This is a genomic window from Luteibacter sp. (genome assembly GCF_009912395.1).
In the GTDB taxonomy this organism is placed as follows: Bacteria; Pseudomonadota; Gammaproteobacteria; order Xanthomonadales; family Rhodanobacteraceae; genus Luteibacter.
In genome coordinates this window covers 1-15863 of the sequence record NZ_WNDO01000047.1, presented here as the reverse complement: position 1 = coordinate 15863, position 15863 = coordinate 1, and the positions used below count along the sequence as shown (strand labels likewise).

At 65.7% G+C, this 15863-nt stretch carries 19 protein-coding genes and 1 tRNA gene; 4 read left to right on the top strand and 16 right to left on the bottom strand.

What is annotated here, in order from left to right:
• On the top strand, nucleotides 1-262 hold a 262-nt coding region (locus GAK28_RS24390; RefSeq protein ID WP_291785422.1), incomplete at its 5' end, for an IS3 family transposase.
• A gap of 160 nt (nucleotides 263-422) precedes the next feature.
• The gene (locus GAK28_RS24385) at nucleotides 423-1439 is read left to right on the top strand and encodes an ATP-binding protein (protein ID WP_291785420.1); all 1017 of its coding nucleotides are present in this window, start codon (nucleotides 423-425) and stop codon (nucleotides 1437-1439) included.
• 348 nt (nucleotides 1440-1787) lie between these two features.
• Here GAK28_RS24385 and GAK28_RS24380 read toward each other — a convergent pair.
• The 4 genes from GAK28_RS24380 to GAK28_RS24365 all read right to left on the bottom strand — a co-directional run bounded on the left by GAK28_RS24380 (nucleotide 1788) and on the right by GAK28_RS24365 (nucleotide 4945).
• A tRNA-Leu gene (locus tag GAK28_RS24380) sits at nucleotides 1788-1874 on the bottom strand.
• A 23-nt stretch (nucleotides 1875-1897) separates the two neighbouring features.
• The gene (locus GAK28_RS24375; protein WP_291785418.1) at nucleotides 1898-2476 is read right to left on the bottom strand and encodes a cysteine dioxygenase family protein; all 579 of its coding nucleotides are present in this window, start codon (nucleotides 2474-2476) and stop codon (nucleotides 1898-1900) included.
• 157 nt (nucleotides 2477-2633) lie between these two features.
• Complete coding sequence (locus GAK28_RS24370; protein ID WP_291785415.1) at nucleotides 2634-3740, bottom strand: homoserine O-acetyltransferase; 1107 nt, start codon at nucleotides 3738-3740, stop codon at nucleotides 2634-2636.
• 74 nt (nucleotides 3741-3814) lie between these two features.
• Entirely contained in the window at nucleotides 3815-4945 is a 1131-nt protein-coding gene (locus GAK28_RS24365; RefSeq protein WP_291785413.1) for an NAD(P)/FAD-dependent oxidoreductase, read from the bottom strand.
• Between the two features lie 69 nt (nucleotides 4946-5014).
• On the opposite strand from GAK28_RS24365, the gene GAK28_RS24360 reads away from it, so the two are divergent.
• On the top strand, nucleotides 5015-5686 hold the full coding sequence (locus GAK28_RS24360; protein ID WP_291785411.1) for a TetR/AcrR family transcriptional regulator C-terminal domain-containing protein: 672 nt from the start codon (nucleotides 5015-5017) through the stop codon (nucleotides 5684-5686).
• Between the two features lie 119 nt (nucleotides 5687-5805).
• On the opposite strand, the gene GAK28_RS24355 is transcribed toward GAK28_RS24360, so the two are convergent.
• From GAK28_RS24355 to GAK28_RS24300, 12 genes are all read right to left on the bottom strand, one after another.
• A complete protein-coding gene (locus GAK28_RS24355) occupies nucleotides 5806-6471 on the bottom strand; it encodes a tetratricopeptide repeat protein (protein ID WP_291785409.1) in 666 nt (221 codons plus the stop codon).
• Nucleotides 6468-6983 carry a cytochrome c-type biogenesis protein gene (locus GAK28_RS24350; protein WP_291785406.1) on the bottom strand — a complete coding sequence of 172 codons (516 nt, stop codon included), beginning with the start codon at nucleotides 6981-6983 and terminating at the stop codon, nucleotides 6468-6470. The genes GAK28_RS24355 and GAK28_RS24350 overlap by 4 nt, the downstream gene beginning before the upstream one ends.
• Nucleotides 6983-7525, bottom strand: a complete 543-nt coding sequence (locus tag GAK28_RS24345; protein WP_291785404.1) for a DsbE family thiol:disulfide interchange protein — start codon at nucleotides 7523-7525, stop codon at nucleotides 6983-6985. The genes GAK28_RS24350 and GAK28_RS24345 overlap by 1 nt, the downstream gene beginning before the upstream one ends.
• Complete coding sequence (locus GAK28_RS24340) at nucleotides 7522-9480, bottom strand: heme lyase CcmF/NrfE family subunit (RefSeq protein ID WP_291785402.1); 1959 nt, start codon at nucleotides 9478-9480, stop codon at nucleotides 7522-7524. Before GAK28_RS24340 ends, GAK28_RS24345 begins: the two co-directional genes overlap by 4 nt.
• Nucleotides 9477-9944, bottom strand: a complete 468-nt coding sequence (gene ccmE / locus GAK28_RS24335; protein ID WP_291785400.1) for a cytochrome c maturation protein CcmE — start codon at nucleotides 9942-9944, stop codon at nucleotides 9477-9479. The genes GAK28_RS24340 and ccmE overlap by 4 nt, the downstream gene beginning before the upstream one ends.
• Complete coding sequence (gene ccmD / locus GAK28_RS24330; RefSeq protein WP_291785399.1) at nucleotides 9928-10128, bottom strand: heme exporter protein CcmD; 201 nt, start codon at nucleotides 10126-10128, stop codon at nucleotides 9928-9930. Before ccmD ends, ccmE begins: the two co-directional genes overlap by 17 nt.
• Entirely contained in the window at nucleotides 10125-10886 is a 762-nt protein-coding gene (locus GAK28_RS24325) for a heme ABC transporter permease (RefSeq protein ID WP_291785396.1), read from the bottom strand. The genes ccmD and GAK28_RS24325 overlap by 4 nt, the downstream gene beginning before the upstream one ends.
• 59 nt (nucleotides 10887-10945) lie before the next feature.
• A complete protein-coding gene (gene ccmB, locus GAK28_RS24320) occupies nucleotides 10946-11632 on the bottom strand; it encodes a heme exporter protein CcmB (protein WP_291785393.1) in 687 nt (228 codons plus the stop codon).
• Complete coding sequence (gene ccmA / locus GAK28_RS24315) at nucleotides 11629-12237, bottom strand: heme ABC exporter ATP-binding protein CcmA (RefSeq protein WP_291785390.1); 609 nt, start codon at nucleotides 12235-12237, stop codon at nucleotides 11629-11631. Before ccmA ends, ccmB begins: the two co-directional genes overlap by 4 nt.
• Before the next feature lie 145 nt (nucleotides 12238-12382).
• Nucleotides 12383-13741 carry an NAD(P)/FAD-dependent oxidoreductase gene (locus GAK28_RS24310; protein ID WP_291785387.1) on the bottom strand — a complete coding sequence of 453 codons (1359 nt, stop codon included), beginning with the start codon at nucleotides 13739-13741 and terminating at the stop codon, nucleotides 12383-12385.
• A 90-nt stretch (nucleotides 13742-13831) separates the two neighbouring features.
• Nucleotides 13832-14341, bottom strand: coding sequence for a polyhydroxyalkanoate synthesis repressor PhaR (phaR, locus tag GAK28_RS24305; protein WP_291785384.1), 510 nt, complete (start codon nucleotides 14339-14341; stop codon nucleotides 13832-13834).
• A 107-nt stretch (nucleotides 14342-14448) separates the two neighbouring features.
• Complete coding sequence (locus GAK28_RS24300; RefSeq protein ID WP_291785425.1) at nucleotides 14449-15420, bottom strand: DHA2 family efflux MFS transporter permease subunit; 972 nt, start codon at nucleotides 15418-15420, stop codon at nucleotides 14449-14451.
• 72 nt (nucleotides 15421-15492) lie between these two features.
• On the opposite strand from GAK28_RS24300, the gene GAK28_RS24295 reads away from it, so the two are divergent.
• The gene (locus tag GAK28_RS24295; RefSeq protein WP_291785381.1) at nucleotides 15493-15786 is read left to right on the top strand and encodes a transposase; all 294 of its coding nucleotides are present in this window, start codon (nucleotides 15493-15495) and stop codon (nucleotides 15784-15786) included.
• Nucleotides 15787-15863: the final 77 nt, after the last annotated feature.

Below are 15863 nucleotides of genomic sequence, written 5' to 3'. Positions count from 1 at the left end.
GCGCGAGCACCGCGCCCTGTTGGAGCAATACGCTTTGATCGCCAGCATGAGTGCCAGAGGCAACTGCTACGACAACGCAGCAATGGAGAGTTGGAACCACAGTCTGAAGGTCGAGGCCATCCATGGTGAACACCTCGCCACACGGGAGCAGGCCAAGGCTCATGTGTTTGACTACATTGAGGTTGACTACAATCGGATCCGGCTGCACTCGACCCTGGGCTACCTCAGCCCAGAGCAGTACAAGCTGGCCAATGTCGCTTAGATAGGTGTCCGTAAATCAGGGGCAAGATCATCTGCTATTCGTCTTCATACATGAGTCACAGGTAAAGCCCGTCGCGATTCGGGGCAAGCCCATGGACCATGCCTTCATTAGGACAGGTGGGTCCACTAGAAAAGCTTCTCGCCCAGAGATCGGAAATTTGATGCTTCACAGCCGCACCCCCCGATGGGAGGAGCTGTCTGCATCGGTCTATTTGAGCGACGAGGAAATACTGACAAAGCTGGACTCGACTGGAGTCATCCGTCTACTCGAGCGCAAGCAAACCCCTGGTGGTCCAGGGGAGATGCTTTCGTTTCTTGAAGATCAGGGGTTGATCGCACGAGATCCAAGAGGCGGAGGATCCGTGACGAACCTAGGCGCCATATCCGCCGCTCACCACCTCGATGAATTCGGCGACATCTCGCGCAAAGCGATGCGCGTTATCGTCTATGACGGAACCACTCGTGTGAAGGCTGTTCGCGAGCAGGTCGGCCAAAAAGGATATGCGATTAGCTTTGAGGGGCTCATGGGCTATGTGACTGGCCAGTTGCCACAGAGCGAGGTAATCGACAAGGCCTTTCGTCGAAAAATGCCAATGTATCCGGAGATTGCGCTTAGAGAAATTATTGCCAATGCGCTTATTCATCAGGATTTTTCGGTTTCCGGAGCAGGTCCAAAGGTAGAGATCTTTTCAGATCGCATCGAGGTCTCGAACCCTGGCGGCTTACTTCCCTCAAAGAGAATCGAGCGCTTGCTATCGACCTCATCTGAGTCGCGGAATGAGAAGCTAGCAAAGGCCTTCCGGCTGTATCACATTTGCGAAGAGCGTGGGTCGGGCTTATATCGCGCGGGAGTAGAAATCGAGATGTATGGCCTTCCTCCGATTCGATTCGATGCTGAGCAGAACTCTTTCAAGGTCACGCTATACGCACCGCGTCAATTTGCGCAGATGACGGTAAATGAACGACTCCAAGCCTGCTACCAGCATGCCGTGATCCACTGCGTCGCCGGAAGTTTTATGACGAACAAGTCGTTGAGGGAGCGCCTTCGAATGCCTGAGGGAAGGCGATCGATGGTATCGGTCCTTATTCAGCAAGCGATGGACGCTGGCCTGATCAAGCCAGCCGACCCAGAGAATCGATCAAAGAAATTCATGCAGTACCTGCCCTATTGGGCTTGAGAATGATCGATTGATCATGGCCTCGACAGCGGACCGTTGATTCGCTCCCATTCGGCGACGCGTTCCCGATTGCACACAGTGCAGCCACCCGATCGAACGATGCGAGATCCGGCGCGCATGTGCGTGCCGTAGGAGGTCTGGTGTTTCTCACACCAGAGGCGCTTGTCGGTGATGGCGGGCTTGTTGCTGCGGGAGGGATATCGCTGGCGCATGGGCCTGATGTTGCCCGTCACCTGTCGCAGATCTTGCGACGAATCGGCCGCCCGCGAGGTGAGGGCGGCGACACGAATTGCGGACCAACTATCGAATTGCGGACCAACGCGAAGTTCAAAAAAACGCGTAAATCTTTGGTGCCGGAAGTGGGACTCGAACCCACACGCTTTTAAGGGCGGCGGATTTTGAGTCCGCTGCGTCTACCGATTCCGCCATTCCGGCACGGGACGCGCATTATGCGTGATTCAGTGGACGCGGTCGAGGCCTAGCTGACGTTCGGTGCGCTGGTACCAGTCGTCGCCTTCGGGATTGAACACGGCGCACTGGGTCATGCGACCCGAGTAGATGTGCAGGCTGACCGCCACGGCGTCGCTGCTGGGGTTGCGGATGGTGTGGTATTCGTGCGGCGGGATCAGGCTGCCGGCGGAGCCGGGGCCGGCCTGGATGGAGCCGACGGGGCGGAAATGGTAGCGCTGGGCCTCGTGGCCGAGCTTTTCGTACTGGACGATCTCGAGCGCGCCGTTCCAGACGCCCTCGACGCACCACATGCCGCTGTGATCGTGGATCAGGGTGCCCTGGCCGGGGCCCCAGGTCATCGCCACGACGCTGTAGCCGTGATCGTCGCTGCGGTAAAGCTCACGCCGGGCGTAGTGGTCGCCGGCGGTTTCGAAGACGCAGGCCGGAAGCTCGACTTCCTTTGAGCGGATCAGCTCGCAGAGCTTGGTACGCAAGGTATCGGTGATCTGGGGGACGGTGGGCTGGGCGACGGAGGCGTCGATGGCCTCGATCAGCTTGCGACAGCCGGGAAATTCGACCGTGATCATGGGAACGGACCTCTTGAGACGGGGCCGCGCGGGGGGCGTGCGGGACGGGGGGATGATAGCAGGGTGGGGTCGTGGGCGCCCTTTGGGGCCACAGGCCATCGCGCGCAAGCGCGCTCCTACAACAGCCCCCTGTGGGAGCGCGCTTGCGCGCGATGCTCTACGAAAGCGAGCCCAAAAAGCCGCCGATCGCCCGGCTGTAGTTCTCGATATCCACCAGGAACGCGTCATGTCCCTGCGGCGAATCGAGCGCTACGAACTCCACCTGGGCGCCTGCGGCTTCGAGGCCCTTGGCGATGGTTTCCTGTTGCTCGAGGGGGAACAGGATGTCGGTGCTCACGCCGATCACCAGGGCCCGCTCGACGGCGATGCGGCCCAGGCCGCGCATCACGTCGCCGTCGCCGTACTCGGACACGTCGAACCAGTCGCTGGCACGCGAAAGGTAGAGGTAGCTGTTTGGGTCGAACTGGCGGTTGAAGCGGCGGGCGTGGCCCTCGAGGTAAGACTCCACCTGGAATTCGAAGCCGAACGGCTCGTTCTCCTCGCGCTGCTCCGGATCGAGGCGGATGCGCGCGAAGCGGCCGTTCCATTCCATCGCCGAGCGATAGGTGATGACGCCGAGCTTGCGAGCGATGCTCATGCCGTGTTCCGGCCATTGCTCGCCGTCGTAGCGTCCCTCGTTCCACTGCGGATCGAGGCGGATCGCCTCGCGTTGCAGCGAGCGGATGGCGATGGCGAACGGCTGCGCCTGCGGTGCCGTGTCGACGCTGATGTGCGTCCGCGCGGAACCGGGATGCAGGATCATGTACGCCAGCGCGCTCATGCCGCCCATCGAGCAGCCGACCAGGCATTCCAGCTGCGCGATGCCCAGTCCCGTCACCACTTCGTGCGCGGCATTGGCGACGTCTTCCAGCGACAGCTCGGGAAAGCCGAGGCGATACGGCTCGCCGGTGGCAGGATCGATCGATGCGGGGCAGGTGGAGCCCTTGTCGCTGCCGAGCGAGTTGACGCAGATGACGTGATGCCGATCCGTGTCGAAGGCGCGTCCCGGACCGATCATCTCCTCCCACCAGCCCGGCGACGGATCGACGGCGTTGGATGCGGCATGCGCGCTGGGCGACAGGCCGGTGAGGATAAGGATCGCGTTGTCCTTCGCGTCGTTCAACGCGCCCCAGGTCTCGAAGGCCACCCGTGCGCCATGCAGCTCGCCACCGCGTTTCATGCGGAACGGTGAGGACAGATCGTGGTATCGGCGTGCGTCGCCCATGGAATCGCTCGTTGCGTCAAAGCATGAAGCGTAACCGGTCGTGCACGTATCCGTCTTGCCCGCCGCGGCGTCTGTCAGTCCCAGTGTCCCTGGGTGAAAAGCCTGACCAGGTTATGCGGCGCGCCGTCGCCGAAAAGCCTGTCCAGCAAGGTCACCGCTTCAGCCGCGGCGGCCTGGCTGCGAACGAACATCGTCGTTTCGTAGGCGGCGAGCGCCGCCTCGATATCGCAGGGATGAGCGGCGATCGCCTCGCCCAGTTCCGCGCCGTCCAGCATGGCGAGGTTTGCGCCCTCGCCGGAGGGCGGCATCAGGTGCGCGGCGTCGCCCAGCAGCGTCACGCCGGCCGTGCGATCCCAGCGGTGATCGACGGGCAGGGTATGCTGGATTCGCAGCACGGGAGGCGTGTCGCCGTCGGTGATGAGCGCCCGCAAGGCCGGCGCCCAGTCGGCGAATTCGGCGGCGACCACGTCGATGGCGGCCTGCGGCTCCGCTGTGTCGATGCGGGCGATCCAGGTTTCCGGCCGCTTCAGAGCGACGTAGGTGTGAAGCACGCCGTCCGGTTCGCGGTGGGCCAGGATGCCCTTGCCGGGGGCCAGGGCATACATCGCGCCGCCACCCACGGCATGCGCGCTCGCGGCGTGGCGGGTGTCAGCATCGTACAGCCAGGTCTCGACGAACGATGTTCCGGTATAGGCCGGCGTGGCGTCGGAAACGAGCGAGCGCACCTTCGACCAGGCGCCATCCGCACCCACGACGAGATCGGCGGCCACCGTCGAGCCGTCGGCGAAACGTAGCGTGTGCCGTCCATCGCCCAGCGAGGCGACCTCGATGAGCTTCATGCCCCAGCGCATGGCGCCGGCAGGAAGCGACTCCAACAGGATCCGTCGCAGTTCGCCTCGCGGCACTTCGGGTCGGTTGCCCGTGCCGTCGTCGGGCTGGTCGAGCAGCACCTGCCCATCCTTGTCGAGCGTGCGCGCCGCCTGGCCTCCCGCATGGACGATGGACAGGAAGGCGGCGGTCAGGCCCGCGGAGGCCAACGCGGGCTGGCCTGTGTCGTGGTGGATGTCGAGCATGCCGCCCTGGCCTCGTGCGGCCGCCGAGGGCTCCGCCTCGTAGACGGTCGCCGCAATGCCATGGACATGGAGGACGCGTGCCAGCAGCAGGCCGCCGAGGCCCGCGCCGACGATGGCGATGGAAGAGGTCATCGGAATGCTCGGTATGGAATGGTGTTCCACAAAGATTGGAACGCCATTCCATTCGTGTCAAGATGGGCCATGGTCAGGAAATCAGGTGGAACCCCGCGCCGGGAGGCGTCCCTCTCCCGCGAGCGCATCGTCGACGCGTCGATCAAACTGCTGGACGCCAGCGGGGAGGCCGGGCTGACCTTTCGTGCGCTGTCGGAGCGTCTCGCCACGGGGCCGGGCGCCATCTACTGGCACGTCGCTGACAAGATCGACCTGATGACCGCCGCCTGCGATGCCATCGTCGAGCGGACGATGGCTGACATCGTGCCGGGCACGGATCCACGGGGTGCGATCCGTGCCGTCGCTCTGGGCATCTTCGACGCGATGGCCGCGCATCCATGGATCGGTTCGGCGTTGACGATGGCGCCAGGCCAGTTGCCGGCGGTGCGCATCCTGGAGCGTCTAGGTCAGTCCGTCGTCGCGCTCGGTGTGCCGGAGGAACGGCAATGGGCGACGGTGTCGGCCTTGTTGAGCTACATCCTCGGCGTGGGCGGCCAGAACGCGGCCAACATGCAGTTCGCCCGCGCGAAGGATATCCATCGGCAAGCCTTCCTGGCGGAAGTGGCGGCGACGTGGTCGGCGCTGGACGCGGACGCGTTTCCGTTCACGCGTGCCATCGCCGAGCGTATGAGTACGCACGACGATCGCGAGGATTTCCTGACCGGCATCGACCTGATCCTTGCCGGGATCACCTCACCATAGGAGTGCTTGGTGGGAGCGGATCGTATCCGCGATGGGTGCTTGCGAGGATGTTGGGTCTCGCTTCGCAGGCATCGCCGACACGGTCGGCTCCCACCCCTTCGGTAGGGGCGGCATCGAGTCTACGGGTGAGCGGCGGCGCGTTCGTCCGCCAGCGCGATCTGTTTCGCCACGGCGCGTGCCACGTTGGAATCCGGGTCGAGCAGCGGCTGGAGTTTCTTCCAGGTGGCCGAGGCTTCCGCGTAGCGTTCCTGCTGGAAGTCGCTGATGCCCAGCAGCCACAAGGCGCGCTGGTTTTGCGGGTCGATCGCCAGCGCGGCGTCGAGCAGTTCGCGCGAGCGTCCTTCGAGGCGATGGTCGTCGCGTACCAGTGAATCCGCTTCCGCCCAGCCCACCATGGCCGTGGCATTCCTGGCGTCGGCCTTGAGCGCGCCGTCGTAGGCATCACGGGCGTCGGTTGGGCGCTTGAGCATCGTGTAGGTCTGGCCCAGCATCAGCCACGAGGAGACATCGTCGGGATGCGCCTTGAGCTGCTCGTGCAGGCTGGCGAGGGCCTGGTCGATGGTCAGCTCTTTCGCCGGTTCGACACCGGCGAGCGTCTTTGGCGTGCCGACCAGCGCATAGATGCCCACGCTGGCCAGCGGCACGGCCAGCGCGACGACGACGGCGAGAGCGAACACGCCACGCGAACGCCCCTGCTTGCGGCCGTGGCGCACGAGCGGGACGAGGAGCAAGGCGAGGGCGGCGGCCAGCATGGCCGCGGCGATGAGATAGAACGCGACGGTCACCAGTCGTCCCCGTTGTCGGATGGCGCGTTGGCCAGATCGGTTTGCGTGCGCGCACGACGGCGCACCTGTACGAAGACCACGCCGCCGCCGATGACGAGAAGCGCGAGCGGGCCGAACCAGAGCAGCCACGTGGAAGGCCGCACCGGCGGCTTGTAGAGCACGAAATCGGAGTAGCGGTCGACGAGATATCCCTTGATCTCGTCGTCGCTCTTGCCCGCCTGCATCATCTCGAAGATCTGCCGGCGCAGGTCGTGCGCGATGGGCGCATTGGAGTCGGCCAGCGTTTCGTTCTGGCACATCGGGCAACGCAGTTCGGTGCTGAGCTTCTGGAAGCGCAGTTCTTCCGCATGGTCGCGGAAGGGGAGGGGTTGGATGGCCTGGGCTATCGACAGGATGGGCCAGAGCAGGAGGATGAGGAGCAGCGCGAGGAGCGGTCGCGCGCAAGGCGCGCTCTTACACGATTCGCGGCCACCCTGTAGGAGCGCGCCTTGCGCGCGACCGAAGCCGCGCATCACGACCGCTCCTTCGCCAGCGCTGCGAGCGCGGGACGGATCTCGCCGTCGATCACCTCGGGCGTGATCGGACCGACGTGCTTGTAGCGGATCACGCCACGCGCGTCGATGAGGAAGGTTTCCGGCGCGCCGTAGACACCGAAGTCGATGCCGGCGCGGCCGTCGCGATCGGTGACAATCGTGTCGAACGGATTGCCATGCTCGCGCAGCCACGCGATCGCTTCCTGCGGATCGTCCTTGTAGTTCATGCCGACCAGGGGCAGGCCGAGCTGCTTCATTTCGCCCAGCAGTTGCGGGTGCTCGTGCACGCACTCGATGCACCAGCTGGCGAAGACGTTGAGAAAATAGGGCCGGCCCATCAGCGAGGCCTTGTCCACCGTATGGCCGGGGTCGGCCAGCGTGGGCAGGGCGAACGCGGGGGCGGGCTTGTCGATCAGCGGCGAGACGATCTCGTGCTGGTCGTGTTGCGTGTTCCACCAGATGCCGAAGCCGAACAGGCCGACCAGCACCAGAAAGGCGATCAACGGAATCAGCCGGCTCATGCGACGGACTCCTTCGCGACCGCGGCGGCCGGTGCCTTCTTCGCACGGAAGCGACGCTCCCCGGCGGCGAGGAAGCCACCCAGCATCATGAACAGGCCACCCAGCCAGATCCAGCGCACAAAGGGCTTGTGATACAGGCGCACGGCCCAGGCACCTTCGGCGTGCGCGGCGTCCATCGGCTCGCCCAGCGCGACGTAGATGTCGCGGAACAGGCCAGGGTCGATCGAGGATTCGCTCTGCACCTGTCCACGCGAATAGGTGCGCTTCTGCGGATGCAGCGTGGCGATCGTGTCGCCGTCGCGAAGCACCACGACCACGCCTTCGTCGGCCTGCCAGTTGGGGCCTGCGGTTTCACGGACGCCTTCGAAGCGGAACTGGAGGCGACCCACGGTTTCCGTCTGGCCCGGCGCGAGGCGCACGTCGCGTTCGGTGCTGAGCGATTCGGAGAGCATCACGCCGATCAGGAAGATCGCGATGCCGGCATGGGCGACCAGCATGCCGGCCATTTCGGCGGGATAGCGACGACCGGCCGGCATCTCGCGCCAGCGCTTCACCACGTAGGCCAGCGTGCCCGCACCCACCCAGACGGCGCCGGCCACACCTGCGATGGCGCGCAGCTTGCCGTCGACGAACCACATCGCCGCGATGGCACAGACGATGGCGGCGACGCCGGCACGCAGCGCCATGGCGGTGAGGTGGCGACCTTCCGCGTGCCCCCAGCGCAGGTACGGCCCGAACGGCAGTAGCAACACGGCAGGTGCCATCAGCAGCACGAACAGGAAGCCGAAGTACGGCGGCCCCACGGAGACACGGCCGAGGTTGAAGGCGTCGCCGATCAGCGGGAACAGCGTGCCGAGCAGGACCATGGCCGCCGCCGTGGTGAACAGCAGGTTGGCGACCATGATGCCGGTCTCGCGCGAGAGCGCGGCGAACGGCTTGCCGGTGGCGACCTTCGGCGCACGGATGGCGTAGAGCAACAGCGAGCCACCGATCACGACGATGAGGAAACCCAGGATGTACAGGCCGCGACGCGGATCGGAGGCGAAGGCGTGCACTGAGGTCAGCACACCGGATCGCACGAGGAAGGTGCCCAGCAGCGACAGCGAGAAGGCGAACAGCGAGAGCAGCACCGTCCACGCAGGCAGCGAGCCGCGCTTCTCGGTGACCGCCTGTGCGTGGATCAGCGCGACGCCGACCAGCCACGGCATGAAGGAGGCGTTTTCCACCGGGTCCCAGAACCACCAGCCGCCCCAGCCCAATTCCGCGTAGGCCCACCAGCTGCCGGCGACGATGCCCATGGTGAGGAAGGCCCAGGCGATATTCGTCCACGGACGCGCCCAGCGCACCCAGGCCTGTTCCAGTTCACCGCCCAGCAGGGCCGCGATGGAGAAGGCGAAAGCCACCGAGAAACCCACGTAGCCCATGTAGAGCACCGGTGGGTGGAAGGTCATGCCCGGGTCCTGCAACACGGGGTTGAGGTCGCCACCGTCCGCCGGCATCGGCAGCTCGCGCAGGAAGGGGTTGGAGGTGAACAGGATGAAGGCGAGGAAGCCCACGCCGATCAGGCCCAGCACGCCGAGCACACGGGAGACGAAGGGTTCGGGCAGGTGCCGGCTGAAGGCGGCCAGCGCCAGCGACCAGACGTTGAGGATGAACACCCACAGCAGCATCGAGCCTTCGTGCGCGCCCCAGACCGCCGTGATGCGGTAGTACCAGGGCAGTGCGAGGTTGGAGTTGTCGGCGACGTAGGCCACCGAGAAATCGAAGGCGAGGAAGGCGTGGATCAGGATCGCCATCGCGCCGAACACGAACACGGCCTGTCCGGCGGCGGCGGGGCGGGCCACCGCCATCAGCGCGCCGTTGCCGCGCCAGGCGCCCACGATGGGCAGCACGCCCTGCGCGAGCGCCAGCAGCAGCGCCAGGATCAGCGCGAACTGACCGAGTTCGGGGATCACTTCGCCGCGTCCTTGTCCGCCGGGGCCTCGATGTGGCGCTTGTCGTGGGCCTTGGCCATGGCGTCCTTCAGTTCCTTGGGCATGTAGTTCTCGTCGTGCTTGGCGAGCACTTCGCTTGCGATGAAGCGGCCGTCGGCCATGCGGCCGGTGGCGATCACGGACTGGTTGTCGCGGAACAGGTCGGGAAGGATGCCGGTGTACTCCACGGGCATCGCGCCGCCGTCGTCGACGACGATGAAGCTCACCTTGAGGCTGTCGGCCGCGCGCTGGATGGACCCGGACTTGACCATGCCGCCGAGGCGGAAGGTGGGGTACTGCGTGGCCTGGCCTTCCTGCACCTGGCTGGGCGTGAACAGGTAGCTCATGTTCCGCTGCAACGCGAACACGGTGAGGCTCACCGCCACGGTAGTGGCGGCGACAATGGAAATGACGATGGAGAGACGGCGCTTACGGGTGGGATTCATTGCTTGGAGGGGTTCCGGGCCGGCGGCGGTTTTCCTGGCGCACGAGCCGCGCGCGGAGATCGCGCAGGTTGCGGCGGCGCCGGGCGACGGGCGCCAGCGAATCGATAAGGAGGACGATGAAGAAGACCGCGAAGGCGGTCCAGACGTAGAAGCCGTAGTGGCCCATGGCCAGCGATTCGCTCATGCGCGCTCCTGCGTGCCGAGGGCGAGGTCGCGCACCCAGGCCTTGCCGCTTTCGGCGGCGATGAGGTCGGCCCGCACGCGGGCGAACAAGCTGGCCACGTAGTAGCACTTCGTGGCGACCATCATGAGCAGCAATGGCCAGATCATGCTCGAATCCATATGCGACGGACCGAGCAGGCGGATGGTGGCGCCCTGGTGGAGGGTGTTCCACCAGTTCACCGAGAAATGCACGATCGGCACGTTCACCGCGCCGATCAGGGCCAGGAAGGACGCGGTGCGCGCGCCCTGGCGGCGATCCTCGAAGGCGTGGTACAGGCCGATCACGCCGAGGTAGATGAAGAGCAGCACCAGCTCGGAGGTGAGCCGGGCGTCCCAGGTCCACCAGGTGCCCCACATGGGTTTGCCCCAGAGCGAGCCGGTAACCAGGGTGATGAGGGTAAACGCGGCGCCGATCGGCGCGGATTCCATCGCCACCGTTTCGGCCAGCTTGATGCGCCAGACCAGGCCGATGAAGGCCGAGACCGTCATCACCCCGTAGATGAAGAGGCTCATCCAGGCGCTGGGCACGTGGATGAAGATGATCCGGTAGGCATCGCCCTGCTGGTAGTCGGCGGGGGCGAGAAAGAGGCCGCCGTAGAGCGCGACGGCGCCGAGCACGAGCGCGAGACCGAGCGCCCACGGGCGCACCGCGCCTGCGAAGCGATAGAACGTCTGCGGTGAACTCAGCCGGTGCAGCCAGAGCGGGACCCAGTTAGCCATCGACCCTCGTCGTTGTTCGTGCCTTCACGTATGTCCCATTCGGGACGCGTGGGGTTGCGTCAGGTGTCCATCGCGATGCGTAGTGCGGCGGCGCAGGCGAGGGGTCCGAGGACCACCGCCATCGCCAGGCCTGCGCCCAGCCACGCCATCGGCGCGGCCCAGGGCAGGCCCTGTTGCGCGGCGGATACGGCCCCCGCCGCGAATATCACCACCGGCACGCACAAAGGCAACAGCATGAGCGCCAGAAGCATACCAGAGCGTCTTGCGCCGCCCGCCAGCGCCACCAGCACCGCGCCGAGCAGGCTGAGCAGCGGCGTGGACAGCAGCAGGGCGAGCACCAGCACGGGCATGGCGCTTGCCGGAAAACGCAGCATCGACGCGAGCATCGGCGCCACCACGATCAGCGGCAGGGCGGCGGTGATCCAGTGGGCGAGGATCTTCATGCCGACCAGCAGGGCCAACGGCTGCGGTGCCAGCATCAGTTGCTCCATCGAGCCGTCCTCGATGTCGCCGCGGAACAGGCCATCCAGCGACAGCAGGATCGACAGCAGCACGGTGACGAAGACCACGCCCGACGCAATGCGCGCCAGCAGCGCGGGATCGGGGCCGATGGCGAACGGGAACAGCGTGCCGACGATCAGCGCGTAGAGCACCGGCATGGCGATGTCGCCCCGGCGCCGCCAGGCGAGGAGCAGGTCGCGGTGCAACAGGGCGGCGCAGGCGGAGGACGTGCTGCCTGGCCTCACGCGTGCAACCGGATGCGGCGCAGCGTGTCGCCGGCGAAGGTCACGGCGCCGTGGCTGGTCACCAGCGCCGCGCCGCCGCGGGCGGCGTGCAGGGCGAGCAGGCGATTGACCAGGGCGATGCCCTCGCGGTCGAGGTTCGCATAGGGTTCGTCGAGCAGCCAGACGGTCGCGGGAAGCATCAACAGCCGGGCGAGTGCCGCGCGTTTCTTCTGGCCGGCGGAAAGCCTGCGCACGGGTTCGTCTTCGTAACCGGCCAGGCCCACCTCGGCAAGCACGGACATCAGGGTGACATCGTCGCGACGACCGTACAGCGCCACGGCGAGGTCGAGGTTCTCGCGCGCGGACAGGTCGGTCTTCAGGCCAAGGTGATGACCGAGGAAGACCAGGCTTCCGGCACCGCCGCCGATACGAAGCTCGCCCTCGCTGGCGCGAAGCATGCCGGTGAGTACGCGCATCAGGGTCGTCTTGCCACTGCCGTTGTTGCCTTCGACCAGTGCGATTTCACCCGCGCGCAATTCGAAGTCGATGGGCCCGAACACGGGCTCCTCCTGGCGGAGGAAGCCAAGGGCGCGAGCTTCGAGGAGAGGTGTGTCGGCGACGGTCATCGGCCGATTGTTGCGGGAGGCGTGCGACGTTGTCCATGCCGCGACACTCGATGTCTCGATATCGTGATCTATGCCGCCACATCTGTAGGAGCGCGCTTGCGCGCGATGGGGCTTGCGGCGCCCCCCATCGCGCGCAAGCGCGCTCCTACAAGAGCGGGGGGAGCGTGGCTTGCAGGGTGCGAACCGCCGCGTCGAGATCCACCGTCGCCACGCTCTCGTGTCCGCGGAGCAACTGTTCCACTAGCACGTCCTGCGCCTTGCCGCGTTCCAATGCGTACGCGTACGGCAGGTGGGTGAACGTGACCATGCGGTAGCGCGGCAGGTAGTGCGTGGGCGAGCGCTGGGCGAGCAGGGTGCCGAGTTCGCGCATCCGCAGGAAGTGCGGGTCGGCAACCTTGTCGCGCATCTCGATGTAGTTTTCCAGCGCCATGCGGGCGATGGCGTCGGCATTCGGCTTGCGGCGCGATTCGAATTCGGCGAACACCGCCGCGCTGTCGTCCGGCGTGGCGGCGAACAGCTCGGCCAGTTCCGCCGCGTCCTCGAAGCCACAGTTCATGCCCTGGCCATGGAACGGCACGATGGCGTGGGCTGCGTCGCCGATCAGCAGGGCACGGCCGCCGATGTGCCAGCGGTCGAGATAGAGCGTGGCGAGCGAACCCACCGGATGCTCCGCCCAGTCGGCGGCGAAGTCCGGCATCAGGGCGAGCGCGTCGGGGAATTCGGTGCGGAAGAACGCCTCGGCGGCACCGGCGCCCGCGATGGTGCGGAAGCTCGGGTGCTCGCCATCGTTCGGCAGGAACAGGGTGACGGTGAAGCTGCCTTCGCGATTCGGCAGGGCGATGCACATGTAATGGCCGCGCGGCCAGATGTGCAGCGCATTGCGCTCGATCGCGAAGGGCTGGGAGGGATCCTTGCCGGGCGGAATCTCCAGTTCCTTGTAGCCGTGGCCCAGTTCCTCCACGCGCTCGCCCAGCGGCGTGTGCCGGTGCATGGCGGCGCGCAGGGCGGAGCCGGCGCCGTCGGCGCCAATGATCACCGGGGCATCCACCGTGCGCTCGTTGCCGTCGGCATCGCGCAGGATGAGGGTGCCGGCGTCGAGATCGGCGCCCGCGAGGCCCTGGTCGAAGTGGATGGTGGCGCCCGCCGCCTCGGCGGCATCGAGCATCAAGGTGTTGAGGCCGCCCCGGGACACCGACCAGATCACCTCGGAATCGTCCACGCCGTAGCGTTGCAGGCCGCTGTGGCCGGCCGGGTCGTGGACCATCCTGCCGCGCATCATCACGGCCAGGGCCAGCACCTGGTCGGCGAGACCGGTGGCGCGCAAGGCATGCAGGCCGCGTTCGGCAAGGGCAAGGTTGATCGAGCGGCCGCCCTGGAAGCCCGCGCTGCGCGGGTCCGGACGCTTCTCGTAGACGGTGACGCGAAAACCGCGCTGGGTCAGCAGGGTGGCGACCAGGGCGCCGACGAGGCCGGCGCCGACCACGGCGATGTCGTTACGGGGCATGGGCTGCCTTGTCCGGGACGCGATATTGCGGGGCAGCGCATCGTGCGCCGCAGCGCCGCCGGGATCAAGTGTCCACGGCGGCGTCGGAGGTCAGCTGGGCTTCTTGGTCGTGCGGGTGTGCGTCGGGGCCGGGCGGACGGGTTCGCTCGGACGGCCGGTGGCGGCGTCCAGGAAACCACGCTGCATCGACTTCCACACGTCGAGATTGCGCTCGGTCATCTCGTTGAGCATCGACCAGGGGGTCTGGCCCATGAGGTTGTTGAGCTGGTTGCGGAACTGCTGCTGCTGGTCGAGGAAGACCTGCAGGCTGCGCTCCAGGTAGGGCCCCATGAAGCCCTGCAGCGAGTCGCCGTAGAAGCGGATGATGTGCGAGAGCAACTGGCTGGACAGCATCGGCTGCCCGTGTTCCTCGTGCTCCGCGATGATCTGCAGCAAGACCGAACGGGTGAGGTCGTCGCCCGACTTGGCGTCGCGGACCTCGAAAGTTTCCCCGTCGAGGACCAGCTGGCGCACTTCCTCCAGCGTGATGTAGCTCGAGATCTCCGTGTCGTAAAGACGACGGTTCGGATACTTCTTAATGATTCGTAGGGTTTGTGCCATGCGGCGAAAGCTACCACGAGGTATTGCGACGCACCAGTTACGACAAGTCATGGTATTGCCTTGTCGTTTTCACAAACCACATTTAGATCGATTCAATTAATGAGGATTTAATGTGCGCCCGCACCACCCGCGTTGCCGAACGGCGGCTTCGCGAACCAGAGGATCGGGATCAGCGCGAGGAACAGGATCGCGCAGCCCCAGAACACGTCGTTCACCGCCAGGGTCAGCGCCTCGCGGTTGAGCACCTGGTCGACCACGGCCAGCGACGGCTTGCCCTGGATGCCGATCATGGACAGCTTCTGCGTGTAGGCCGTGGCAGCCGGCGAGGCCTGGGTCACGTACTCGGTCAGCGAGGCGTGGTGGAACTCGCCGCGGTGCTGCCACAGCGTGACGGTGATGGCCGTGGACACGCTCGAGGCCAGCGTGCGGCAGAAGTTGGCCAGGCCCGAGGCGCCCGCGATCTGGTCTGGCCGGAGCCCTGACAGGAAGATCTGGTTGAGTGGGATGAAGAAGCAGGCGATGGCGATGCCCATGATGAAGCGGGGCAGCACCAGCGACGCGTACGAGGCGCTGCTGTTGAACGTGGCGAACCAGAACGAGGTGAAGGCGAACACCAGGAAGGCGAAGGTCACCACCGCACGCAGTTCCAGGCGCTGGATGTTGCGACCGATGAACGGCGAGACGATGAAGGCGAGGATGCCCACTGGCGCCGTCGCCAGGCCCGCCCAGGTCGCGGTGTAGCCCAGCGTGGTCTGCAACCACAGCGGGAACACCACGTTGATGCCGAAGAAGGCGAGCATGCCCAGCGACAGCGCCGTGACGCCCACGGCGAAGTTGCGTCGGCCGAACAGCGACAGGTCCACCACCGGATGCTTCGCCGTCAGCTCCCAGACCACCAGGAACACGAGCGCCACCACGGCGATCAGGCCCAGGGTGAGGATCATCGGCGAGGCGAACCAGTCGTGGTCGTTGCCGTTGTCCAGCATGAACTGCAACGAGCCCACGCCCACCACCAGCAACAGCAGGCCCACCGAATCGATCGGCGCGCGCACCGTTTTCGTCTCGCGCTGGCGAAGGATCGACCAGGTGATCTTGCCCCCGTTTCACGGACACCCCTATAAGCGATTAACTATCGCAATAGGAGGTGGACGATGACCAAGAGCAAGGCAGGCAGAAAGGGGCAGGAGTTCAGCCTGGAGTTCAGGCAGCAGGCACTGTTGCGAGCGGCCACAGAAGGGGTACCCACGGTGGCTCGTGATCTGGGGTTGCAGCCTGCCCAGCTGTACAGTTGGCGCGCCCAGGCGCGGCGGCACGACCAGGACGATCAGGCACAACGCTTGGAGTTGGCCGAACATGCACGGCTCAAACGTGAAGTGGCGCGTCTGGAGGAGGAGAACGCTTTCCTAAAAAAAGCGGCGGCGTACTTCGCCAAACAGCCCAAGTGAAGTACGCAACGATGAAAGCGCACGAAGGCACATTCAGGGTGCGTCTGATGTGCCGAGTGCTGTCGGTGTCTCCAAGC

Bases quoted from the DNA above. Each gene is read 5' to 3' on its own strand.
- GAK28_RS24295 (WP_291785381.1), top strand. From the start codon at position 15,493: ATGACCAAGAGCAAGGCAGGCAGAAAGGGGCAGGAGTTCAGCCTGGAG.
- phaR (WP_291785384.1), bottom strand. From the start codon at position 14,341: ATGGCACAAACCCTACGAATCATTAAGAAGTATCCGAACCGTCGTCTT.
- GAK28_RS24310 (WP_291785387.1), bottom strand. From the start codon at position 13,741: ATGCCCCGTAACGACATCGCCGTGGTCGGCGCCGGCCTCGTCGGCGCC.
- ccmD (WP_291785399.1), bottom strand. From the start codon at position 10,128: ATGAGCGAATCGCTGGCCATGGGCCACTACGGCTTCTACGTCTGGACC.
- GAK28_RS24360 (WP_291785411.1), top strand. From the start codon at position 5,015: ATGGTCAGGAAATCAGGTGGAACCCCGCGCCGGGAGGCGTCCCTCTCC.
- GAK28_RS24345 (WP_291785404.1), bottom strand. From the start codon at position 7,525: ATGAGCCGGCTGATTCCGTTGATCGCCTTTCTGGTGCTGGTCGGCCTG.
- ccmA (WP_291785390.1), bottom strand. From the start codon at position 12,237: ATGACCGTCGCCGACACACCTCTCCTCGAAGCTCGCGCCCTTGGCTTC.
- ccmE (WP_291785400.1), bottom strand. From the start codon at position 9,944: ATGAATCCCACCCGTAAGCGCCGTCTCTCCATCGTCATTTCCATTGTC.
- GAK28_RS24385 (WP_291785420.1), top strand. From the start codon at position 423: ATGCTTCACAGCCGCACCCCCCGATGGGAGGAGCTGTCTGCATCGGTC.
- GAK28_RS24365 (WP_291785413.1), bottom strand. From the start codon at position 4,945: ATGACCTCTTCCATCGCCATCGTCGGCGCGGGCCTCGGCGGCCTGCTG.
- GAK28_RS24325 (WP_291785396.1), bottom strand. From the start codon at position 10,886: ATGGCTAACTGGGTCCCGCTCTGGCTGCACCGGCTGAGTTCACCGCAG.
- GAK28_RS24370 (WP_291785415.1), bottom strand. From the start codon at position 3,740: ATGGGCGACGCACGCCGATACCACGATCTGTCCTCACCGTTCCGCATG.
- GAK28_RS24375 (WP_291785418.1), bottom strand. From the start codon at position 2,476: ATGATCACGGTCGAATTTCCCGGCTGTCGCAAGCTGATCGAGGCCATC.
- GAK28_RS24350 (WP_291785406.1), bottom strand. From the start codon at position 6,983: ATGCGCGGCTTCGGTCGCGCGCAAGGCGCGCTCCTACAGGGTGGCCGC.